This window comes from Erwinia sp. (assembly GCF_049696395.1).
Lineage (GTDB): Bacteria > Pseudomonadota > Gammaproteobacteria > Enterobacterales > Enterobacteriaceae > Erwinia.
In genome coordinates, this window is the sequence record NZ_JBAVTT010000131.1 from 1 (window position 1) to 22034 (window position 22034).

General features: G+C 53.7%; 20 protein-coding genes. 11 read left to right on the top strand and 9 right to left on the bottom strand.

From position 1 onward, the window contains the following. On the bottom strand, positions 1–359 hold a 359-nt coding region (locus WCC56_RS16355), incomplete at its 3' end, for a gluconate 2-dehydrogenase subunit 3 family protein (protein WP_424693394.1). A gap of 312 nt (positions 360–671) precedes the next feature. Beyond that, positions 672–1664, bottom strand: coding sequence for a LacI family DNA-binding transcriptional regulator (locus tag WCC56_RS16360; RefSeq protein ID WP_424693395.1), 993 nt, complete (start codon positions 1662–1664; stop codon positions 672–674). 104 nt (positions 1665–1768) lie between these two features. Between WCC56_RS16360 and WCC56_RS16365 the strand changes: the two genes are divergently transcribed. Next, positions 1769–1987, top strand: a complete 219-nt coding sequence (locus WCC56_RS16365; RefSeq protein ID WP_424693396.1) for a hypothetical protein — start codon at positions 1769–1771, stop codon at positions 1985–1987. 49 nt (positions 1988–2036) lie between these two features. On the opposite strand, the gene WCC56_RS16370 is transcribed toward WCC56_RS16365, so the two are convergent. Next, positions 2037–2672, bottom strand: coding sequence for a TetR/AcrR family transcriptional regulator (locus WCC56_RS16370; protein ID WP_424693397.1), 636 nt, complete (start codon positions 2670–2672; stop codon positions 2037–2039). Positions 2673–2943: 271 nt separating this feature from the next. Here WCC56_RS16370 and WCC56_RS16375 point away from each other — a divergent pair, with 271 nt between their 5' ends. The 4 genes from WCC56_RS16375 (at position 2944) to WCC56_RS16390 (ending at position 7443) form a co-directional block, all read left to right on the top strand. After that, positions 2944–4095 (top strand): Gfo/Idh/MocA family protein, encoded by a 1152-nt coding sequence (locus WCC56_RS16375; protein ID WP_424693398.1) that lies wholly within the window; start codon positions 2944–2946, stop codon positions 4093–4095. A 10-nt stretch (positions 4096–4105) separates the two neighbouring features. After that, positions 4106–4939 (top strand): sugar phosphate isomerase/epimerase family protein, encoded by an 834-nt coding sequence (locus tag WCC56_RS16380; protein ID WP_424693399.1) that lies wholly within the window; start codon positions 4106–4108, stop codon positions 4937–4939. A gap of 68 nt (positions 4940–5007) precedes the next feature. Further along, positions 5008–6246, top strand: a complete 1239-nt coding sequence (locus WCC56_RS16385) for an MFS transporter (protein ID WP_424693400.1) — start codon at positions 5008–5010, stop codon at positions 6244–6246. A gap of 27 nt (positions 6247–6273) precedes the next feature. Next, a complete protein-coding gene (locus tag WCC56_RS16390; protein WP_424693401.1) occupies positions 6274–7443 on the top strand; it encodes a dihydrodipicolinate synthase family protein in 1170 nt (389 codons plus the stop codon). A 343-nt stretch (positions 7444–7786) separates the two neighbouring features. Here WCC56_RS16390 and WCC56_RS16395 read toward each other — a convergent pair whose 3' ends face one another. From WCC56_RS16395 to WCC56_RS16420, 6 genes are read right to left on the bottom strand one after another with little or no spacing between them, the layout of a single operon-like run. Continuing rightward, on the bottom strand, positions 7787–9133 hold the full coding sequence (locus WCC56_RS16395; RefSeq protein WP_424693415.1) for a c-type cytochrome: 1347 nt from the start codon (positions 9131–9133) through the stop codon (positions 7787–7789). 40 nt (positions 9134–9173) lie between these two features. After that, positions 9174–10778 (bottom strand): GMC family oxidoreductase, encoded by a 1605-nt coding sequence (locus tag WCC56_RS16400; RefSeq protein WP_424693402.1) that lies wholly within the window; start codon positions 10776–10778, stop codon positions 9174–9176. 27 nt (positions 10779–10805) lie between these two features. Next, on the bottom strand, positions 10806–11309 hold the full coding sequence (locus WCC56_RS16405) for a sugar dehydrogenase complex small subunit (RefSeq protein WP_424693403.1): 504 nt from the start codon (positions 11307–11309) through the stop codon (positions 10806–10808). A gap of 59 nt (positions 11310–11368) precedes the next feature. Continuing rightward, positions 11369–12769 (bottom strand): c-type cytochrome, encoded by a 1401-nt coding sequence (locus WCC56_RS16410; protein WP_424693404.1) that lies wholly within the window; start codon positions 12767–12769, stop codon positions 11369–11371. Then, positions 12766–14397, bottom strand: a complete 1632-nt coding sequence (locus WCC56_RS16415; protein ID WP_424693405.1) for a GMC family oxidoreductase — start codon at positions 14395–14397, stop codon at positions 12766–12768. Before WCC56_RS16415 ends, WCC56_RS16410 begins: the two co-directional genes overlap by 4 nt. 22 nt (positions 14398–14419) lie before the next feature. After that, the gene (locus WCC56_RS16420) at positions 14420–14959 is read right to left on the bottom strand and encodes a sugar dehydrogenase complex small subunit (protein WP_424693406.1); all 540 of its coding nucleotides are present in this window, start codon (positions 14957–14959) and stop codon (positions 14420–14422) included. 485 nt (positions 14960–15444) lie between these two features. Here WCC56_RS16420 and WCC56_RS16425 point away from each other — a divergent pair, with 485 nt between their 5' ends. The 6 genes from WCC56_RS16425 to WCC56_RS16450 all read left to right on the top strand — a co-directional run bounded on the left by WCC56_RS16425 (position 15445) and on the right by WCC56_RS16450 (position 22015). Further along, a complete protein-coding gene (locus WCC56_RS16425) occupies positions 15445–16827 on the top strand; it encodes a diaminobutyrate--2-oxoglutarate transaminase (RefSeq protein ID WP_424693416.1) in 1383 nt (460 codons plus the stop codon). Between the two features lie 14 nt (positions 16828–16841). Continuing rightward, positions 16842–18314, top strand: a complete 1473-nt coding sequence (locus WCC56_RS16430) for a pyridoxal phosphate-dependent decarboxylase family protein (protein ID WP_424693407.1) — start codon at positions 16842–16844, stop codon at positions 18312–18314. Between the two features lie 145 nt (positions 18315–18459). Beyond that, positions 18460–19182 (top strand): GNAT family N-acetyltransferase, encoded by a 723-nt coding sequence (locus WCC56_RS16435; RefSeq protein ID WP_424693408.1) that lies wholly within the window; start codon positions 18460–18462, stop codon positions 19180–19182. A gap of 171 nt (positions 19183–19353) precedes the next feature. Next, complete coding sequence (locus WCC56_RS16440) at positions 19354–19842, top strand: cysteine hydrolase family protein (RefSeq protein ID WP_424693409.1); 489 nt, start codon at positions 19354–19356, stop codon at positions 19840–19842. A gap of 301 nt (positions 19843–20143) precedes the next feature. Beyond that, positions 20144–20923, top strand: coding sequence for an MBL fold metallo-hydrolase (locus WCC56_RS16445; RefSeq protein ID WP_424693410.1), 780 nt, complete (start codon positions 20144–20146; stop codon positions 20921–20923). Between the two features lie 93 nt (positions 20924–21016). Then, entirely contained in the window at positions 21017–22015 is a 999-nt protein-coding gene (locus tag WCC56_RS16450; protein ID WP_424693411.1) for a GlxA family transcriptional regulator, read from the top strand. Positions 22016–22034: the final 19 nt, after the last annotated feature.

The following is a 22034-nucleotide window of genomic DNA, read 5'->3' on the forward strand; positions in this document are numbered from 1 at the left end:
CCCTGTGCTTCGGTGCCCTTTTCATAAGGGCCGCCCTTATATTTCCACGCCGCATCGCCGTAGCTTCCGGCCAGTTGGTTGTCGATAAAGACCACGCAACCGGCTTCAGAAGCGCTGACACTGAGCTCATCGGCAGGAATTAAACGATCGAAGATGGCCTTAACCTTGTCCGCTTCCTCTGCTGTCAGATACAGCAGTTTGGTGGGATTGGCAGGCACTGGAGGCGGTGTCTGTTTGGCTTGCCACAGTTTTCCCCCGTTAAGAACATTATCCGCGGCGCCTGCGGGTTTAAAAACGGAGGCAGCAGTGCCCGTGCTGGCCAGGATCAGGCCAGCCTTAATAAATTTTCTACGCTTCATACGATGCTCCAATAAATCAGAGTCACCGACTACATGAAACACGCTCACTTATTATTAAGCTGAAGATGTGCATCATTAGACAGTGTTATTTTTAAAGTAAGGTGCGTTAATGTTGGTTTTGAAACTGACACCCGTATCCCTGCAAAGTGAATTTTCCTGTTTAATTACGCTCCATTGTTGAAATGTGATTGTTTTTTAACAGCCCTCAGACGTGACGATACCGCTGAAGAATCAGAGTAATAAAAGGACTCATGTCATGTATAACCGCCCTGACGTGAAGTAACGTTATGGCGGCTGGGGGAAACTACGGCTCTATTTCTTAATATGCGACTGCCGCAAACATAATTCGCCCTGTCGCCAGGCTCCACTCTCATCAGGCTGGTGATCAATCAGTCTGTTGATCGCTTCGGCAATCTGTAAATCTGCCCGCTGGTTCCAGGTTGTCAGATTCCAGGTCGAGGTTCTGGCCTCATCCACATCATCAAACCCGACTACGCCAATATTTAGTGTGCTGTCAAAGTCCCGGATGGCCTGCAGCACACCAAAAGCCAGCACGTCATTTTCGCAAAATAGCGCATCGATACGCTCGTTCTCAGGTGTGGAATGCAGATACTCGGTCATCACTTCCCAGGCCAGCACACGGTCGTAATGCCCGGCGATCAATACCTGATCCAGCGATCTCCCTGCTGTCTCCAGACAGGATGAGTAACCTTCCATTCGCAATAAGTGATCAGAGGCAGTATTCGGGCCCTTCATGTAGCCAAAACGTTGAAAGCCCTGCTCCACTAACACATTTCCCAGCGCCGATCCCGCAGCGAAGCCATCCACATTGATGACATCCACATCTTTGCTGTCTGTATTGCGGCAGACATGCACAAAAGGAATGTGGTGCAACTCCTGTGCGGTGACAATCAGCTTATCATCCAGGATCGTCGCCATATAAATCAGGCCGTCTACCTGCAGCTGCCCAGCCATCTGCAGTACCGAGTGATAGTCCGCACCCGAATCGATATTCAGTAACAGCGTCATATAGCCACGCTTGTTCAGCTGCCTGGTAACGTCATTTAACATCTTCAGGGTGTGCGGATTGGTAAATTCATCCGCTACCACGCCAATCAAATTGGTTGAGCGCTTTTTTAAACTGCTGGCAAGCAGGTTTGGCCTGAATCCCAGTTGCTTTGCCGCTGCCAGCACTTCGTTACGGGCGGTGGCTGAAATGGATGCGCCCGGTTTAAAGGCACGAAGCACCGTCCATTTCGACATCCCCACCAGTTCCGCCACATCGCTGGCTGTCGCTTTATGCACTCTTTTTTCTTCTGTCTTTGGCTTCACGCTGTTGTGTCCCGAGGCAACTCTTGCCAACAGGATAATGTAATCAGGCCGCCAGGCCCAACCTGTTAACCGGAAAAATGCTGCCTGCCACCCTGATTTTGTTGATTTTTGTGGCTTGGGACGGCTTTGATGTTGCAAGTATGTTTTCTTTTGCAACCGTTGGCAACATATTTGCCAACGGTTGCAAACCGCAATCAATTCAGCTTAACTTGCTGAATTTAATCATTTTGGTTATTTTTCAGCAGGATAGCGGTAGTTTAACCCGCCAGTTGATGGGGTCAGGAGTAGAGGGATAAAAAGTGTGGTCGGATGAGGCACGGTTTCGATCACTAAACCCTGCGCCCTTTAAGGCCGGATCCACGCCGCGATACACTCTTTCATCACCCGAAGGCGCTCGTCTAAAGCGGCTTGCTCACTGAGATCCTGTTGATAAAGGATCGATAGCGTGGACTGGTTAATCAGGTAGAAAAAACCCAGTGCGGAAATATTGATGTTCAGTTGCATAACATCAATTTCCTGTCTGACGTTCCCTTCCCGTCTGCCGCGTTCAAGCAGATTCAGGGTGATGCTTATCCAGCTCTGATTGATCTGCACTGTGGTTTCTGAGCCTTTCAGATGCCGGGCTTTCAGCTGGTTTTCACTGTTTAACAGCCGGATAAACTCCGGGTTCTTCAGATAGTAGTGCCAGGTGAATTCCACCAGCTTGAGAATGGCTTCGTTCGCCGGGAAGCCCTCAAGAGACAGTGCCGCTTCATGCTCACGAATATCGCGGTAAGCATCTTCCAGTACGCGGGTAAACAGCACATCTTTGTTGGTGAAGTAGTAATAGATAAGCTGCTTGTTGGCCTTAGCGCGTTCGGCAATACTGTCGACTCTTGCACCATCAAACCCTTTCTCTGCAAACTCCGCTCGGGCAGCCTGCAGAATGCGGCTCTGTTTATCCGCTGTCTCGCTTTTATCCTTAACTGTCGTGTCAGCCAAACCGGTGTCCTCACGCATTTTTGCTTTTATTAACATCATAGTGCCCTATTTTGCGGCTAAAACAAGGTCGAGAATATTTTCAACCAACTAGTTGGTTATGTGAATCCGATCACCGTCAGAAGCAAAAACCGACTCTATAGTGTGGTTATCAACCATCTGGTTGAATGAGTATTAACCAAACCCGATCGGTCAGCCTGCAGCAATCAAGCGAACTGTGGTTTTCCTCACAAACTGCGTGGCTGACTGACCTTCTCTTCTCAGAGGTGAATGAATGGCCCAGATCCCAGTTGGTATCATCATGCATGGCGTAACAGGACGAATGGGGAAAAACCAGCACCTAATCCGCTCGATTGTGCAAATACGCCAGCAAGGCGGCGTGCTGTTGGCCAATGGTGACCGCCTGATGCCCGATCCCATTCTGATCGGCCGCAACGAAGAAAAGATCGCCGCGCTGGCGAAGGAATATGGTATCAGCCGCTGGGGCACCAATATCGATAAAGCCCTGGAGAATCCCTCAGACAGCATTTTCTTTGATGCAGCCACGACTCAGGCCCGCCCGGCTCTGCTGAAAAAAGCCATCAGCAAAGGCAAGCACGTCTACAGCGAAAAACCGGTAGCGATGGGGCTGGACGAAGCGCTGGATCTCTACCACTACGCCCGTGAAAAAGGGGTTTGTCATGGCGTGGTGCAGGACAAGCTTTGGCTGCCTGGCCTGCAGAAACTCAAGCTGCTTAATGAGTCCGGTTTCTTTGGCAAGGTACTCTCTGTTCGCGGTGAGTTTGGCTATTGGGTGTTTGAAGGCAATCTTCAGCCCACGCAGCGCCCTTCCTGGAACTACCGCACCGAAGACGGCGGCGGCATCATTCTGGATATGATTTGTCACTGGCGCTACGTCATCGACAACCTGTTTGGTGAGATAAAAAGTCTCAGCTGTATTGGCGCCACGCATATTCCAGAGCGCTGGGATGAACAGCATAAGCCCTACCAGGCGACCGCTGATGATGCCGTTTATGCCACTTTTGAACTGCATAACGGCGCTATTGTGCAGATCAACAGTTCCTGGTGTGTGCGCGTCCGCCGTGACGATTTAGTCACGTTCCAGGTTGATGGCGTTAAAGGCTCTGCCGTTGCGGGCCTTACCGACTGTTTCACTCAGGCCAGCGTCAATACGCCTAAGCCGGTGTGGAATCCGGACGTGCGTCAAACCCATAACTTCTTTAATGACTGGGCAGAAGTGCCGGATTCGCAGCATTACGATAACGCCTTTAAAGTTCAGTGGGAGTTGTTCCTGCGCCACGTCTGGGGCGAAGGCGATTACCGTTGGGGATTGTTAGAGGGGGCAAAAGGACTGCAACTGGTCGATCTGGCGCTGAAAAGCTGGAAAGAACGTCGCTGGGTTGATGTCCCGTCACTGGACCGTTAAGGAGCCTGCTATGACCAGTCCCGATCCACGCAAACTCTCCATGAATACCGCCACTCTTCGCCAGCAATGGGACCTGCGGCAGATTATCGAAGGGTGCGCCCGTCACCAGATTCAGGGGATCTCGCCCTGGCGGGATCAGGTTGCCGCTTTAGGGCTGAAGGAAACAGCCCGTTTGGTCCGCCAGCACACTCTTACTGTCACCGGCTATTGCCGTGGCGGCATGTTCCCGGCTAACAGCGCGGAGCAACGGCAGGCAAATCTGACCGATAATTATCGTGCAGTAGACGAAGCGCTGGAGCTTGACGCCTCCTGCCTGGTGCTGGTTGTTGGCGGGTTACCAGACGGTTCTAAAGACCTGTTCGGTACACGTCAGCAGGTTCGGGATGGGTTAAGTGCCCTTCTGGAGTATTCCCGCCCGCTGGGAATGCCGCTGGCCATTGAACCGCTTCATCCGATGTATGCAGCCGACCGCGCCTGTGTGAACACGCTGAAACAGGCGAACGACCTCTGTGACGATCTGGGTGATGACGGGCTGGGGATCGCCGTCGATGTTTATCACACCTGGTGGGACGCCGAGTTTCATCAACAGATCGCCCGTGCCGGACTAAAGCGCCTGCTGGCTTTCCATATCTGCGACTGGCTAAGCCCTACTCAGGATCTGCTGGAAGATCGCGGCATGATGGGCGATGGGGTGATTGATATTCGCGGGTTGCGCCAGACCGTGGAAGCTCAGGGCTATAACGGCTTTCATGAAGTGGAGATTTTCTCCCGCCTTAATTGGTGGATAAAAGATCCGGATGAGGTTCTGCGCACCTGCAAAGCCCGTCATCTTCAACACGGTTAATATTATCCTTCGTATCTGACAGAGCTGAAAAGCTGTTTTCGTCGGGCAACAGACACGTCGAGGAACCCATGAATACAGATACTCGCAAAATGATCCTGGTTACCGTGCTGTGCGGGCTGGGCTACATGATGTACTCCGTCGATCGTATGACGGTCTCTTCTGCTATCGGCTTGATTGCCTCCGAATTTGGTCTGGGCAAAGGCGAAAGCGGCATTCTGCTCTCCTCCTTCTTCTTTGGTTTTATCGTCTTTCTGTTTATTGCCGGCATCATTGCCGACAAGCTGAGCGGCAAACCGGTGTTAATCCTTGGTTTAATGATGTTCTCGTTTGCCACCCTGATGACGGGCGCTGCGGGCAGCCTGTCGAGCCTGATTTTCTACCGAGTCATGACCGGCGTGGGTGAAGGCATCTTCTGGCCCGCTGCCTCGCTGGAGGTGGCGAACGTGACCAGTGACAAACAGCGAACAACGGTGATGTCACTCTACTGGATGGGGTATCCGATCGGGGGTTTCCTGGGCACCTGGATGGGCGCGATGCTAGGCCCGATCTTCGGCTGGCGCGTGGTGTTTTACGTCGCCGGTGCGATGGGCATGATCGTGGCGATCCTGTATTGGGTTCTGGTGAAAAACGATCGTAAACCGAAAGAGCTGGCTGCGCGTCAGGCCGCTGAAAAAGTGCCTTTACGCACCCTGTTCCGCCAGACACCGGTGATGCTGATGGCGGTGTATTACTTTGTGCTGCTAGCCGGATGGTGGATTGTGCTGCTGTGGGCACCAAGCTACCTGATGCAGGTGAAAAATCTGTCGATGGGTATGGCAGGCACCATTGCCAGCTTGCTGGGGCTGACCGGCGCTTTGGGTGGTTTTCTGCTTGGCCGTTATTGCGATAAAGGTGACTTTATCCGTCGCCGCAACATTTTGATGGTTATCACCATTGTCAGCGGTTTTTTGATGGCCGCGATGGTGATTAACCTCTCTGTGCCGCTAGTCGTGATGCTGGTGATGTTGCTTGGTTTTCTCGGCTATCCCATTACGCCGATCGTTTTGTCCGTTACTGCTGAACTGGTCCCGCCTTCCCTGCGCGGCTCTGCGATTGGCTTTGTAATGAATATGGGCATGGCTGCAGGCGGCATCTCCCCAATTGTCGCTGGTTATATGGCCCAGCAATACAGCCTGCAACCCGTCTGGCTGGCCGCCGCTGCGGTGATCCTGTGCAGCAGCGTGGTGTTACTCGGCGTGCGTAAATTACCTGTTATGGCCAGCAATATAACCGGGACACTGCCAAACGGGCAGCTGGTTAAGCATTAATTCCCCCAACTGCAAGGAATTGACTTTATGACCATCAATAACAAAGTGCGTTTACTGGACAGCCACGGCCAGCCTTACAGCTATGTGGTGAAAGGAGAACGCAGTTGGAGCGTGCCCCGCAAGCCGATCTATAACCGTCAGATTTTTGCTGCGGCTCATGTGGTCTCTGACCCGACAAAAATGCTAAACCCATTAACAGACCGGGCTATTGACTGGGATGCCACGCTGCAATACCGCCGACATTTGATGTCGATGGGCTTTGGTGTGGCTGAAGCGATGGATACGGCTCAGCGTGGGATGGGGCTGGACTGGCCAACGAGCCTGGAGTTAATTCAACGGAGTGTTGAGCAGGCAAAAGACTACCCTGGTGCCACCATCGCCAGTGGTGCGGGAACCGATCATCTGAGTGATTTCAGCGGATTGACGGTAAATGATGTGATTTCTGCTTATGAGCAGCAGATCTCGGCCATTGAAGCCTGTGGCGGGAAAATCATCCTGATGGCCAGCCGCGCACTGGCAGCGATTGCCAAAGGACCAGAGGATTATATTCGCGTGTATGACACCGTGCTGAGGCAGGTGAAACAGCCGGTGATCCTTCACTGGTTGGGGGAGATGTTCGATCCAGCATTAAAAGGCTATTGGGGCGCAGAGACGTTACACAGCGCTATGGAGATCTGCCTGGCGGTGATCCGCAATAACGAGGCTAAAATTGACGGCATCAAGATTTCGTTACTGGATAAAGATCGCGAGATTGAGATGCGCCGCCAGCTGCCTGCTTCGGTAAAAATGTATACCGGGGATGATTTTAACTATCCCGAGCTGATTGCCGGAGACAGTCAGGGCTATTCCCATGCCTTATTAGGTATTCTGGATGCCATTGCCCCTGCGGCCTCAAGCGCGCTGCATGAGCTGGCACAGGGAGACAGGCAAACTTACGAGACGATTTTGGCCCCAACGTTACCCCTGGCACGGCATATTTTTGCCAGCCCCACTCAGTACTATAAATCCGGCATCGTGTTTCTGGCCTGGCTGAACGGCCATCAAAAGCATTTCACCATGCTGGGCGCGATGCAAGGCGCCCGCAGTCTGACGCATTACAGCGAGCTGTTCCGCATGGCAGATGAAGCCGGCTTGCTGGAGAATGTCGATGTGGCGTCAGAAAGGATCTGGCTGCTGGCAAAACTGCACGGAATTTGAGGGAGAGCCCTCCGCTTGTTGGGTGAGGCGGAGGGGAAATTACGGCTGTCACCGTTGCTTAACTCCGCAAATCTTTATTCCGGGTTGGAGCGAGACAGGATGAGCTCAGCGACGGGTCAGAGCCAGCCTGATACCCAGGCCAATAAATGCCGTTCCCACTACGCGATCCATGATATTTCGCAGCGTTCTGCTTTGTGATACTGCACCTGCAGCGTTACCCGCCAGGATGGCAAAGGTTAATTTGAGGTCTGGGGGTTAAATCTGAAGGGAGTTTGCGATACGAGATGAACAGCCCTCCGCCTTAAAGGATAAAGCGGAGGGTAATTTGAAGGGAAAAAAGGGTCTAGCGACGCCGACGCCACCACCAGAACAACAGTGCCAATATCACGACAACGCCGCCCGCCATTCCTGCGCGCGCGAGCAGTAACAGAGACGAAGGCTCGCCGCCGTGACGTAATGCTTTGACCCGCTCAGGGGTGATCTGCACACTGCTGTTACCCATATCCTTCATCACATAGTTGGTCACGTCAGCTATCTGCCGATCGTTCAGCTCTTTGGCGAAACCGATCATTCCCTGCCCTTTTTCAGGCCAGACGCCCTGTAAAACGGCCATGGCCACATTGTCCGCCGTCGGCTTTTCCAGAACCGGATGCCCCTTCAACGCTGGCAAACCATTCAGTCCAACGCCGCCCAGGTTGTGGCACGATGCGCAGTTGTTGCGATAGACACCTTCACCAGCACTCATCTGTGACAGCGCTTCAGGCGTATCATCACCCGCTACAGAAGAGAGCCCGGCTGTCGCAACAGAACCTGCTTCAGCTGCAGAATCTGACGCTATTGTGGAGGGAGAAACAGGCGTGTGGGTTGATGCCGACTCTTCCTTCACTTCTGGCAACAGATAGTTGGCTATCGCCTGGCGATCTTCCGCCGTCATGCGCGAGAAGCTTTTATCTACCGCTTCCAGCATTGGGCCGCCAGCGGTCGCGCCATTGGCGGCGTGACCGGTCTCCAGATACTCGGCCAGGCTCTCTCGCGTCCAGCGCTGCTTGTCCTGCAACGTTTTAGCGGTAATGTCCGGTGCAAACCAGGTTCCCAACGAAGCGCCCTGCAAACTTTTGTCCTGCTGCTCGGCCATCAGGAAGTTACGCGGCGTATGGCAGGTGCTGCAATGCGTTAATCCCTGAACCAGATAGGCGCCCCGGTTCCACTCTGCTGACTGACTTGCATCAGGCGTGAAAGGTTTTGTCTCCAGGAACAGCAGGTTCCAGCCAGCCATGCTGAAGCGCAGGTTGAACGGGAATGGCAGTTCGGTTTTCTGCGGCTGCTTATCTACGGCTTTCACACCGTGCATAAAGTAAGCATAAAGCGCAGACACATCGTCATCGCTCAGTTTGGCATAAGCGGTGTAAGGCATCGCCGGATAAAGCTGGCGGCCATCACCCCGCACACCTTTGCGCAGAGCATCAGCAAACTGTGCTTCGCTGTAGTTGCCGATCCCAGCCGTTTTGGAGGGGGTGATGTTGGTACTAAAAAGGGTGCCGATCGGGCTGACAATGGCATGACCGCCGCTGAACGGGGCTTTTCCTGCGTCAGAATGACAGGCTCCACAGTCTCCGGCGATCGCCAGATATTCACCACGCTTAATCAGCTCAGCTGGCGTTTCAGCAGAGGCTGCATGTTGACCCAGCATCAGCAACAACGCGCTGGCAGGCAACAGTGATTTCACTAAATTAACCACGCTGCGTCTCCTGTAAAATCTTATCCGCAGTCCGCAAAGCCAACGCCATCGCCGTCAGCGTGACGTTACAGGTGCCCACCGTCGGCATCACGCCGGTCCCCACCATAAAGAGGTTCTGATGATCATGCGCACGTCCCCATGGGTCGGTCACGCTGGTTGCAGGATCCAGTCCCATCGAGAGCGTGCCGGTAATGTGCTGACGATTAGAGAACTTACCGCTTTTGCTGTGCTTGATATTGGTTGCGCCAAGTTTGGCGGCAATCGCGTCATAGCATTCACGGGTTTTTTCCGTGCCTTTAGTCACATAGTCGTCCACGTTCCAGAACAGCGCTGGCGTTGGGATGCCGAGCGGATCTTTATTGCTGCTGAGGGTGACGCGGTTGTTGGGATCGGGCAATTGCTCCAACGCATTTTTAATGCTGAGGCGGCGCGCAGCGCGGAAGCGAATCTGCTCCTGCAACGGCTTGCCAAAATAGCCTTCAGCCAGGAGTTCCTTAGTCACTGAAGCCACCTGAGAGGCATTGGAGATATCAATGCGGAACGGCGAGTGTTCGCGGCGGAATTCACCATCGCGGAACTGACCGATCGAACAAGGGCTGACTGGCCCACGACCAGGCCAGATTTCTTCATCAACGTCAAACGTCACGCCAATCGCCGGGTGATCGCAAAGGTTGCGGCCCACGTTGTCATGCGAGTTGGCTATCCCCTGCGGGAATTTATCGCTCACAGACATCAGCAGCAGTTTTGGCGTTTCGATAGCATTGGCCGCCAGCACGAAGGTTTCTGCCGTCACCCGGTGGCTGACCTTGTTCCAGTCGTAATAATGGGCGGCAATGATAGTGCCATTGCTGTCATGCTCTAGCTGATAGACCACAGCTTCGGTGATCACCTTCACGCCGCTGTCCTCTGCCTGCTGTGCGGCAATGCCGCCATGATACTGAGCATCAATCGGGCAGAGCGGCATACAGTTGTTATTGCCACAACAGGCCGGACGCCCATCATAGCTGCGGCTGTTACGGCCAGTGCTGTCATCCAGTACGGTGAAATCCGGGGCCAGACGTTCAGTCACCCGCTGTTGCAGCCAGGAGGCAGGCACGCGATCCATTGGATAAGGTTTGCTGCGTGGGGAACCGTTGTCAGGAGAACCCCCGACCCCGGCGATCACTTCCGCCTGATAGTAATACTCTTCCAGCTCGTCATACTGTATCGGCCAGTCTTTGCCCACGCCATATTGCGAGTGCTGGCGGAAATCGTTCGGGACAAAACGCCAAAGCTGGGCTGCCCAGTGCCAACTGGTGCCACCAAACATACGGATGTACTGAGCAGCAAACGGATGAGGCCCAGTCTGCTGTAAATAGTCGTTGGGCTCTGGCGTATAACGCGGGTGCGGAGCCATTGGCGAGAAAGGATAAGGCGACATGAAGTCCGACTTAAAAGCGGACTCACGGAAGCGCTCGACCAGTTGATCGCGGGCGAATTTCGGACCGGATTCCAGTAACAGCACGGATTTCCCGGCCTTCGCCAGTCGGGTAGCCAGCAACGAGCCATTCACGCCCGCGCCAATCACCACCACATCAGCGGATAATTTAGTGTTCATTTACGACATTACTCATCAAAAATGGGTTCAGGGCTGACGAGCCCAGCTTCCGCATGCGCCATAAGAGAAACCAGGCGGCACAACTTTGTCTTTTACCAGTTGACTGGCGAGCGTGTTGACGTACGTGACGTACAACGCGTCATTTCCTTTCCCCACAACACCGTTGTACCAGCCGCCCAGGATCGCTTTCGCCAGTTTCTCGTTTGTTGATTCGCTCTCGGCGAAGTGCAGCAGATCCTGCTCAAGCCGTTCAGGTTGGCTGGTTAACAAAGCTTTAAGCTGCGTCAGGCCAACGGCGAAATTCTTCTGGGTTTTGCTCAGGGCATGAAACAACGCGGCGCCAACCGTGGTGTTCAGGCCATCCTGCTGGACTAAAAGGGCTGAAAGCTGCATAAAATCAGCCAGCGCCGGAGCCTGCGGGTCAGGCTGTGCGGCGTTCAGTTGCGGCAGCGGCAAAAGATGGCCGGCAGCGGTAGTAACACCGACCAGCCCGGCCATCTTCAGCACACGGCGGCGTGAATAGAGGTTCATCTGTCTTTTCCAGTCAAAAGTCGCCAGCAGAATCAACGGCTGGCGACGGAGAGTATGAGTTAACGCCTGGCGTTTGAACGTTTACGACGCCAGATGAGATAGCCCAGCAGAAGCACAACAACCAGTACGCCCGCCGCCACACCCAACTGCGCCATTAGCACCAGTGGCGAAGAAGGCCCGCCACGACGAATTTCGGCAACCTGTTCCGGCTCAACCTTCACGTCCGCCTTGCCGTACTGCTGCATAATCCAGCTGGCCAGCGTGGCTACCTGACGATCGTCAAGGTGCGTCAGCGCGTGGGTTTGTTCACCAAACGGTGGCATATAAACGTCACCTTCTGCCGTTTTACGCTGCACGCCGTTGAGGATAGTGGCGATCAGGTTCGATGGATTCTGCTCAGCAGTCGCGCTGTTGTGGAACAGGCTTGGATAGAAACCATCGCTGGTGCCCTGTCCGCTGCTGCCGTGGCAGGAAGCACAGTTGCCGGAGAACAGCCGGGCGCCTTCATCGCTGGTTGGCGCAGTGAACGCAGTGCCACGGAAGGCCACCAGATTATTGGCCGGCTTGCCCTGCTCAAAGCGGGACTGGCCAGAAGTCGGTGGATTGTTATCGGGTACGCCAGCAAGATACTCAGCAATCGCTGAAAGGTCCGCTGGGGTCAGATGCTGGAAGCTGTGGGTGATTGCTTCCGCCATGCTGCCCGCCGCCTGAGCTTTGCCTGCCAGGCGGCCAGTACGCAGATAGCTGACTACATCTTGCTGCGACCAGCTGCCGATGCCGCTGACCGGGTTGGCGGTGATGTTCGGTGCGAACCAGGGGCCAACCTGAGCCCCCGTAAAGGCCTCGCTCTCTTTCTCCTGCATCAGGAAGCCGCGTGGCGTGTGGCAGGTGCTACAGTGAGCCGCACCTTCAACCAGGTAACGTCCACGGTTCCAGCTTTCAGACCTTCCAGCATCCGGCGTATAGCCCGGAGACTTAAGGAATAACGCATTCCAGAACAGCATGGAGAAACGCAGGTTGAGCGGGAACGGCAGATGCGTTTCTTCCGTTGGCAGATCTACAGGCTGTACGCCTGACATAAACCAGACATACAACGCATGTACATCGTCATCAGTCAGCGTGGCGTAAGCGGTATAAGGCATCGCAGGGTAAAGTTGCGCACCGTCAGCTCTGACGCCTTTTCGCAATGAATCAGCAAACTGCTGCTCGGTATAGTTGCCGATGCCGTTGATTTTAGACGGAGTAATATTGGTAGCGATAATCTCGCCCACCGGGGATTCAATGGCTTTGCCCCCGGCAAACGGTTTGCCGTTACTTGCGGTGTGGCAGGCGGTGCAGTCTGATGCCACAGCCAGATATTCACCGCGCTTCAGCAAAGCAGTGTCGGTCTCTGCCTGAGCCGTCAGGCTGCATAAGGCCAGCAACGTGGCTAAACCGGTCAGTTTGAAGGTCAGCTTCATGACACCGCCCTTGCCTGTTTGACGATGGCGTCAGCCGCTTTAAAAGCCAATGCCGTCATGGTCAGCGTGCTGTTACCGCAGGCCGTGCTGGCCATCGCACCGCCGCCCGGTAAAAACAGGTTTGGATGATCGTGAGCGCGGCAATCAGCATCGACAACGGAGTTAGCGGGATCGTTGCCCATAATGGTGCCGCCCATGATGTGCTTACTCTGATTGAACTGGCTGGAGAATTTCTTCTCTGTCGCGCCCATCGCATCGGCAATCCGATGCGCAATCGGCATCGAGTACTCTTTCAACGATCGACGAACATACTCGCCCACGTCATAGTGGATCGCCGGTTTAGGCAAACCGAGCCAGTCTTTCTTATCCGACAACGTCAGGCGGTTGTTGGCATCCGGCAGGATCTCATGCGCCAGCACAATATCAGCGGTACAGGCGGTCATTCTGCGGATCTCTTCATCCAGTGCTTTACCCACCAGCCCTTTTTTCAGGGCGCCAAAGGTGACGAAACGGTTGCGGGCAAAGTTGTTGAAGCGGAAATAGGCACCGGCATGTTCAGAGCGGAAATCCCCTTGCGAGGTTTCCATAATGCCGCTGTTAACCACCGGGCCAACGCCAGCCCAGTAAGGCTCTTCCAGCGTTACGGTCATGGTGATCTGCGGATGGTCCATCATATTGCGACCAACCTGATCGGAACTGTTGGCGATCCCATTTGGATTGCGCGAGTCCGTCGACATCAGCAGCAGCTTTGGTGTCTCCAGCCCGTTACAGGCAATGATAAACAGCTTGCCGCTTACACGATGGGTTTGCTTATGCTGGTCGTAATAGTGAACGGCTTCAATGTGGTTCCGGGCGTTAGTCTCGATACGCCAGACCACCGCATTATCCAGAATGGTTGCGCCTTTGGCTTCAAGCCGCCCCAGGGCGGTAGAGGCATCATACTTTGCCCCAACCGGACAGACCGGCACGCAGTTGTTGTTGGCGCAGCAGGCAGGACGATCGTCATACGAAGTGCCGCTGTTACGCGCCTGAGCCGTGGGAATGTTGTGCAGACCAAGATGCTGCTTCACCACGTCGGTGAAACGCGCTTCGCCCGGCCCAAAAGGCAGCGCAGGCATGGGATAAGGTTTAGAGCGTTGAGGCGGCCATTGCTGGGCGATATCATCCGGGCCACAAACGCCCAGCTTGTACTCGGCTCGGGCGTAAAACGGCTCAAGCGTCTCGTAATCAAATGCCCAGTCACGCCCCACGCCGTATCTGGTGTGCAACTGCATGTCCGCAGGGGTCAGGCGCCAGCAGGTTCCCGCCCAGTGCCAGGTTGATCCGCCCGCATAACGCACATAACTTTGCGCATAGGAGTCTTCACCGCTTAATTGCAGATAGCCTTTACCAGGACCTGCAGGCTCAGGATGCGGTGCCCATTCACGCGAGGGATAGCACTCAATCGGATTGGCTTTGGCGGCCAGCGGAAGGTTACGGTAATTTTCTACGATTTCTGCGCGGGTAACGCGCGGACCAGCTTCCAGCATCAACACCGGAATGCCAGCATCAAGCAGTTGCTCAGCGATCACCACACCGACCACGCCGGTGCCAACGATCACTACAGGTGACTGAGAAGGGGCTGCCATAATCTCTCTTCTTATACTCGGATCAGAATGTCGGGACGGGAAGGACCGGGGTATTCACGCGATGCCAGTTGTTGGGGCCACTGATGCCGTATGACGGAACAGTGATCACATCCAGCGTGGTGTGCCAGGTCAGCGCCTGTTCAAAGGCGAAAGTTTTCGCAGTGCGCGTGGGCTCAAGACTGCCGGTGTACCAGCCAAAAATAATCTTGTGCGCCAGATCCTGCAGTTTGCCCTGCGGGATCGAGGGGAAGAAGTCTTCCACTACACGGGCATTTTGTGCGCTGGCAATAGCGAGGAGCTGATTGAGGTTGTCGCCTAGCCCGCCTTCTTCCGCTGCCAGCAAGGTAAACATGCGCTGACCAACGGCTTGATCAAGCTGGTGGTTCACCAACAGTCGGGAAATCTGCATAAAAGGCGTGAAGGTATCTGAGGTGGCGGCAAGGGCAAAAGACGGTAGCGCAGAGGTGACAACGCCTCCGGCAATGATGACGGCTCCGGCCAACAACACTTTTCGACGAGAAAGCAAAACCCCTCCAGAAGAAGGATCGATTGGATCGTGCATGGGTTATCCCTGATTGTTCACACTGCTCAAAAACCCCCGGAGTCCGGCGGTAAAAACCTGTTTTCATTTTTTAGGGCCGGGCATTGATGGCCCCAGCTTGTTACTACCATACTACAACCAGGTTAATGATAACGACAATAATGACATGAGTTATTAAATGGATATTAAACAAATGTTACAAAGGTAACCTATTGCCTCGCTTTTCCCCTTGTTTTGCTCAAATCGCCCTCATCTCACCCTCTCTTCTTGCCCTTTTTGTGCCCTTTAACATTTACATCACATTTAGCCAATAACCCTATAGTGCGAAAGGACACTGCAACGATATGATTCGTATAGAAAAATAGTAAACAAAACTTAACAAAATTAATCATTGAGCTCGGGGGTGAAAAGCCCTATATTGGGCGCGCTTTTACATAGAGTCGCTACTTTTTTAACCAATTTTCAATCAGGGTGCCCTGGCTGCCCCCGGTTGTAGGAGAGATATGATGACGGATAAAGTCCGTATTGATACTTTAGGTGCAAAGTCTTCACATGCAAACAATGAAACCTATTTGGCGAGACAAGCTGAATTTGAATCAAATGTCAGGAGTTATCCACGCAAGTTGCCGTTTGCTATAGCAAAAGCACAGGGCGTATGGATTACCGACGTTGAGAATAATCACTATCTTGACTGCCTGGCTGGCGCGGGAACTCTGGCTCTTGGCCATAATCACCCTGACGTCCTGCAAAGCATACAAAGTGTCATTACCAGCGGCTTGCCGTTACATACACTGGATCTGACCACTCCATTAAAAGATGAGTTCTCCGCTTATCTTCTCTCTTTACTGCCTGGTCAGGGTAAAGAGTATTGCCTTCAGTTCACCGGCCCTTCTGGCGCGGATGCCGTAGAAGCGGCATTGAAACTGGCAAAAAAACACACCGGCCGTACTGGCGTGATCAGCTTCTCCGGCGGTTATCACGGTATGACCCATGGCGCGCTTGCGGTAACAGGTAACCTGTCGCCGAAAGAAGCCGTCAACGGCATGATGCCTGAAGTGCAGTTTATGCCTTATCCGCACCTTTACCGCTGCCCGCTGGGTATTGGCGGTGATGCTGGCGTGAAGGCGTTAACCTATTACTTCGAAAACCTGATTAACGATGTAGAAAGCGGCGTCCGCAAACCTGCTGCCGTGATCCTGGAAGCCGTTCAGGGTGAAGGCGGCGTTAACCCGGCTCCGGCTGAGTGGCTGCAGCGCATTCGTAAAGTCACTAAAGAGCACGGCATTCTGCTGATCATCGATGAAGTTCAGGCTGGTTTCTGCCGTACCGGCAAGCTGTTCGCCTTCGAACACGCTGGCATCGAGCCAGACATCATCGTGATGTCCAAAGCTGTGGGTGGCGGTCTGCCGCTGGCTGTATTGGGCATTAAGAAAGAGTTCGATGCCTGGGAACCTGGCCACCATACCGGCACCTTCCGTGGCAACCAGCTGGCAATGGCTACCGGTCTGACCACGCTGAAGCACCTGACTGAAAACGGCATCGCTGCCAAAGTTGCCACTCAGGGCGAATGGCTGAAAGGCCAGCTGGCTGAACTGCAGAAACGTTTCCCGGTAATCGGTAACATTCGCGGTCTGGGCCTGATGATCGGCATTGAGATCGTGAAACCTGGCGAAGCGCAGGATCATATGGGTTGCTACCCTGCTGATGCTGAACTCTCTGCCCTGTTGCAGAAAAAATGCTTCCAGACTGGTCTGATCCTTGAGCGCGGTGGCCGTAATGGTTGCGTGCTGCGTCTGCTGCCTTCCCTGCTGATTACCCAGGAAGAGCTGACCGTGTTCCTTGATAAATTTGAAAACGCCTTATTAGCTGCTGGCGTCAAACCAGTCTGAGTGGAGTGAAGTTGATGTCCGGATTAAACCCTATTCTGGCGGCTTCTGCGCAGAGCACAGAAGCATATAAGCAAGCTATCGAGCAGAGCAGCCAGGCCGTGGTGCAATGGCTGCAACAACCTGAGATGTATCAGGGGAAAACGGTTGCTGAGCTTCGCGAACGCATTACGCTGGATTTTAATCCTCAGGGCCTGGGTAACCAGGCCGCTATTGAGCGTGCCATTGAGTTCTTCCTGAAAGACAGCCTGTCGGTGCATCACCCACAGTGCGTGGCTCATTTGCATTGCCCTAGCCTGGTGGTAAGCCAGGCAGCTGAAGTGTTAATCAACGCCACCAACCAGAGCATGGACTCCTGGGATCAGAGCCCGTCAGCCACCATCATCGAGATGAAGCTGATTGAATGGCTGCGTACTCAGGTTGGCTATCAGGCTGGCGATGCGGGCGTGTTCACCAGCGGCGGAACCCAGAGCAATCTGATGGGTCTGATGCTGGCGCGTGATGCCTTCTTTGCACGTCAGGGACACTCTATTCAGCAGGATGGCCTGGTTGGCAACCTGAAGAAGATCAAAGTGTTTTGTTCTGAGCACGCGCATTTCTCCGTACAGAAGAACATGGCGTTGCTGGGTCTGGGTTATCAGTCCGTTACGCTGGTGAAGACCGATGAATTCGCCCGTATGGATCTGAACGATCTGACTGAGAAACTGGCCGCGGCGAAAGCCAACGGTGAGCAGGTTCTGGCGATTGTTGCCACAGCCGGGACGACCGATGCTGGTGCTATCGATCCTCTGCGCGCTATCGCTAAGCTGGCTGCGGAAGAGCAGATCTGGGTGCACGTTGATGCGGCCTGGGGCGGCGCTCTGCTGCTGTCTGAGAAATACCGCGATTATCTGGACGGCATTGAGCTGGTGGATTCCATTACGCTGGACTTCCACAAGCAGTTCTTCCAGACCATCAGCTGCGGCGCGTTCCTGCTGAAAGAAGCGCGCCACTATGAACTGATGCGCTATCAGGCGGCTTACCTGAACTCCGAGTTTGATGAAGCGGCGGGCGTACCGAATCTGGTGTCTAAATCGCTGCAGACCACCCGCCGTTTCGATGCACTGAAACTGTGGATGGGTCTGGAAGCGCTGGGTCAGAAGCAATACGCTGAAATCATCGATCACGGCGTCACTCTGGCTCAACAAGTGGCGAGCTACGTTGCTGACCAGCCTGCGCTGGAGCTGGTGATGAAGCCACAGCTGGCCAGCGTGCTGTTCCGTTATCGTCCTCAGCAGTCTGAGTTCGCTACGGATGCCGCGATTGCCCTGCTGAACCAGAAAATTGGTGATGCGCTGCTGGATTCTGGCCGTGCGAACGTGGGTGTGACCGAGTCGAATGGCGTTACCTGCCTGAAGATGACGTTGCTGAACCCAACCGTGACCCTGGAAGACATCAAGGTGTTGCTGGCGCTGGTTGACAGCACTGCACAGAAGTTAATCGCCGCGTAATCCGCTGCATTAACAGAAAAGCCGGTAACAGCGATGTGACCGGCTTTTTTATTGCTTCAAACTTACCCTTCGCTATTTCACTGAGTCATCCATCGCTTCCAGGTCGGCAGCCAGTTAAGACCTGACGATGACAGGAGAACGGTTCGTGAACATCAATCAATATGGCCAACAGCTGGGATGCGCCTTACCTGACTGGCAGCCTGCTCAACCTTTTCCCCGCAGCCAGTTAACCGGGCAATATTGCACGCTCAGCATACTTGATAGTCTTCATGCTGATGCGCTCTATCAGGCCTTTGCTGTGGCCGAAGATGACCGAGACTGGACATGGCTCGGGGCGCAAAAGCCCTCTTCACTGAGCGGGATGCTCGCCTGGATTGCAGAGAAGAGCCAGGACCAGGGGCTGGTCAGTTATGCCGTTATCGACAATAAAACTCAGCAAGCGGTTGGCGTGGTCTGTTTCGCCAATACGGAAACTACAAACGGGATAACTGAGATTGGGCATGTCACCTGGTCCCCACTGATGCAGCGCACCGTGTTCGGCACTGAGGCGCTGTATTTGTTGCTGCAGCATGCCTTTGCCCTTGGCTACCGCCGCGTTGCCTGGCGTTGTGATTCGACCAATGTGAATTCTCGTCGCGCGGCTGAAAGGATTGGTTTTATTTATGAAGGCCGTTTTCGTCAGGCGATGACCCGCAAACAACGCAATCGCGATACGGACTGGTTTTCCGTGATTGATGGCGACTGGCCTGCTATTGATCGGGCACTTACAGCATGGCTATCCGGTACAAACTTTACCCCTGAAGGTAAGCAGAAAAAATCGCTGGCAACCTTGTTCAGCCGACCCTCTGCAGACAGTGAGCAACAATGACAGCCGGTTATTTATTCAGCTTATGCTGCAAGTACACCGGCGAAAATGATTTTACTATTGACCCGATCTCATCGAACTTTGACTTTATGGACTCTCACTGGAGGAGTATTCAGCTGCTAGTCTTTAGGTGACTTTGTGCCCCTTACGATAAATAAAACCCAAGGACTGAACATGAAAAATGCCCTGATCGTTATCGATATTCAGAATGATTATTTCCCGGAGGGATCCTTCCCGCTTGAGGCACCTGAAATAGCCTGTAAAGCCGCAATTAACGCGATTAAAAAAGCGCGTGAGGAAGCCTGGCTTATCGTCGGTATTCAGCATATCGCAACAGCCGATGCGCCATTCTTCAAACCTGACAGTGAAGGGGTGAAAATCCATCCGGAGGTTGCTGCAGCACTGGGAGATGCGCCGGTTATCACCAAGAAACAGGCCGACAGCTTCTTCGAAACCGGGCTTGAACAGCTGCTGCGTGACAACGGCATTACTGATATCTCTCTTACCGGCATGATGACGCAGCACTGTGTCACGCATACGGCGCTTTCCCCGCAGGCCCTGGGGATGAAGATGCACATCATTGCTGAAGGATGCGCTGCGCCAACCAAAGCGCTGAGCGACCTTGCCCTGTCTGGATTGAGTGCGCGCTGCAGCATTAAATAACACTCTGTTTTGTGAAAATCGTAGGTCTTTAAGGGCTGTGTTATCTGATAACACAGCCCTTTCTTAAAAATTTATCACAATAAAGTCCCATGACGTTCTGGCGATCGGATCCGGGTTTGGCAGGAATACCAATAAAACATTGAGCCACTGTGATTGACCCGATTTCATCGATTAATGACCTGTGAGCCTGTCACGGCTTCCCCCTTCTTCCTCTTATAGTAAAGCCACTCGCAGCCACCCTGCCCGACACCACCAAACGCAGTGGCTGAACCTAAAATCTGAAGAATCACTGGAGTCATCAATGAAATTAACGCAAATCCGCAATGCCACGCTCGTGCTGGACTATGCCGGTAAAAAATTCCTTATCGACCCGATGTTGGCAGAAAAGGAAGCCTGGGAGGGTTTTGCCGGTAATGCTCGCCCGCACCTGCGTAATCCCATGGTTGCCTTGCCTGTTTCTGTAGAAGATTTACTGGCCGTTGATGCCATTATCCTGACCCACACGCATACCGATCACTGGGACGAAGCAGCGCAGCAGGCTGTTCCCAAAGACATGCTTATTTATACCCAGGATGAGAAGGATGCTGCGCTGGTCCGTTCTCAGGGCTTTCTTAACATCCGCGTTCTGAAAGAGGAAAATCAATTTGTTGACGGACTGACGATTTATAAAACAGACGGCCAGCACGGCAGTAACGAACTGTATGCCGATGCCCAGTGGGGTGATTTACTCGGTGACGCCTGCGGGCTGGTGTTCACACATCATGATGAAAAAACGCTTTATATCGCCGGTGATACCGTCTGGGTTAAGCCCTATGTGAGAAGTTTGCAACGCTTCCAGCCGGAAATAGTGGTGTTGAATACCGGCTATGCAGTCAACGACCTTTACGGTCCGATTATCATGGGCAAAGAGGACACGCTGCGCACGGTTAAGATGTTGCCAACGGCTACCATCGTGGCTTCTCATATGGAATCGATCAACCATTGCCTTCTTACCCGCGCGGAATTACGCGAGTTCACCCTTGAACACGGCATTGAAGATAAGGTCTTAATTCCTGCAGACGGTGAGACAATGGCTTTCTGATAAGCCACTCCGCCTGATATCCTTTGATCGGTCAATATCAGCAATTTAGCCGCCGGTGTTCCGGTGGTTAACCTTTACGGTAAGGGGAACATTATGCCTGCACTGACGGTTGCTGTGCTCGCCACGGCCGGATTCAGCCCGTTTCACTTTTCAGTGCCCTGTATTGTTTTCGGACAGTCTATGCCGCAGCCGGATTTATTCCACGTCGGAATCTTCGCTGAAAAACCGGGCGTGGTCCTGTCTGATATTGGCCTGTCAATCAACGTGGAACATGGCCTTGAGCTACTTGACGTCGCAGACATTGTTATCGTGCCCTACTGGAATCATCCTGAAGAACGCCCTTCTCAGGCGTTGCTGGATAAGCTGATAAGCGCATGGCAGCGCGGCGCAGAAGTGGTCGGGCTTTGCCTCGGCGCTTACGTTCTGGCCTATTCCGGTTTGCTGGATCAGCACCGGGCCGCTACACACTGGGAGTTCGAACAGGACTTCATTGAACGATTCCCCGCCGTTCGTCTGGACAGCAACTCACTGTATACCAGTGATGAACGCCTTATTACCTCTGCCGGTACTGCCGCCGGTATTGACTGCTGTCTGAATATTATCCGTGACCATTATGGTTCTACTATTGCAAACCGGGTGGCGCGAAGAATGGTTGTTCCTCCGTACCGGGAAGGGGGTCAGGCACAGTTTATTGAACGCCCGGTTCCGGTAACGACGCGTGACGGCAAAATGAACGAGCTGATGGACTACCTGCGCCGCAATCTGGACAAGCCGCACGATCTCGACTCCCTGGCGGGGTTTGTTAACATGAGCAGGCGGACGCTGACGCGTCATTTTCTCAAGGCAACCGGAACGACGCTGGGTGACTGGCTGAACGCGGAACGTCTTCAGAGGAGCCAGGAGCTGCTGGAAACCACGGACATCAGTATTGAAAGCCTGTCCAGCATGGTCGGGTTTCAGTCACCGATTTCTTTCCGCCAGAGTTTTAAGGCGAAATACAGCGTGAGTCCAAGCGAATGGCGGCGGGCATTCCGTGGCCCTGTGCCCGTTGATCTCGAAAAAAACCGGGTAGAAGTTAAGACATCAGAATAGTCGCTGTGACTACACTGAT

What these genes read in the sequence shown, in the direction of transcription:
- WCC56_RS16365 (WP_424693396.1), top strand. Translation starts at nt 1,769, where the DNA reads ATGCTGCCTGCCACCCTGATTTTGTTGATTTTTGTGGCTTGGGACGGC.
- WCC56_RS16375 (WP_424693398.1), top strand. Translation starts at nt 2,944, where the DNA reads ATGGCCCAGATCCCAGTTGGTATCATCATGCATGGCGTAACAGGACGA.
- WCC56_RS16380 (WP_424693399.1), top strand. Translation starts at nt 4,106, where the DNA reads ATGACCAGTCCCGATCCACGCAAACTCTCCATGAATACCGCCACTCTT.
- WCC56_RS16385 (WP_424693400.1), top strand. Translation starts at nt 5,008, where the DNA reads ATGAATACAGATACTCGCAAAATGATCCTGGTTACCGTGCTGTGCGGG.
- WCC56_RS16390 (WP_424693401.1), top strand. Translation starts at nt 6,274, where the DNA reads ATGACCATCAATAACAAAGTGCGTTTACTGGACAGCCACGGCCAGCCT.
- WCC56_RS16395 (WP_424693415.1), bottom strand. Translation starts at nt 9,133, where the DNA reads ATGCTGGGTCAACATGCAGCCTCTGCTGAAACGCCAGCTGAGCTGATT.
- WCC56_RS16400 (WP_424693402.1), bottom strand. Translation starts at nt 10,778, where the DNA reads ATGAACACTAAATTATCCGCTGATGTGGTGGTGATTGGCGCGGGCGTG.
- WCC56_RS16405 (WP_424693403.1), bottom strand. Translation starts at nt 11,309, where the DNA reads ATGAACCTCTATTCACGCCGCCGTGTGCTGAAGATGGCCGGGCTGGTC.
- WCC56_RS16410 (WP_424693404.1), bottom strand. Translation starts at nt 12,769, where the DNA reads ATGAAGCTGACCTTCAAACTGACCGGTTTAGCCACGTTGCTGGCCTTA.
- WCC56_RS16415 (WP_424693405.1), bottom strand. Translation starts at nt 14,397, where the DNA reads ATGGCAGCCCCTTCTCAGTCACCTGTAGTGATCGTTGGCACCGGCGTG.
- WCC56_RS16420 (WP_424693406.1), bottom strand. Translation starts at nt 14,959, where the DNA reads ATGCACGATCCAATCGATCCTTCTTCTGGAGGGGTTTTGCTTTCTCGT.
- WCC56_RS16425 (WP_424693416.1), top strand. Translation starts at nt 15,445, where the DNA reads ATGACGGATAAAGTCCGTATTGATACTTTAGGTGCAAAGTCTTCACAT.
- WCC56_RS16430 (WP_424693407.1), top strand. Translation starts at nt 16,842, where the DNA reads ATGTCCGGATTAAACCCTATTCTGGCGGCTTCTGCGCAGAGCACAGAA.
- WCC56_RS16440 (WP_424693409.1), top strand. Translation starts at nt 19,354, where the DNA reads ATGAAAAATGCCCTGATCGTTATCGATATTCAGAATGATTATTTCCCG.
- WCC56_RS16445 (WP_424693410.1), top strand. Translation starts at nt 20,144, where the DNA reads ATGAAATTAACGCAAATCCGCAATGCCACGCTCGTGCTGGACTATGCC.
- WCC56_RS16450 (WP_424693411.1), top strand. Translation starts at nt 21,017, where the DNA reads ATGCCTGCACTGACGGTTGCTGTGCTCGCCACGGCCGGATTCAGCCCG.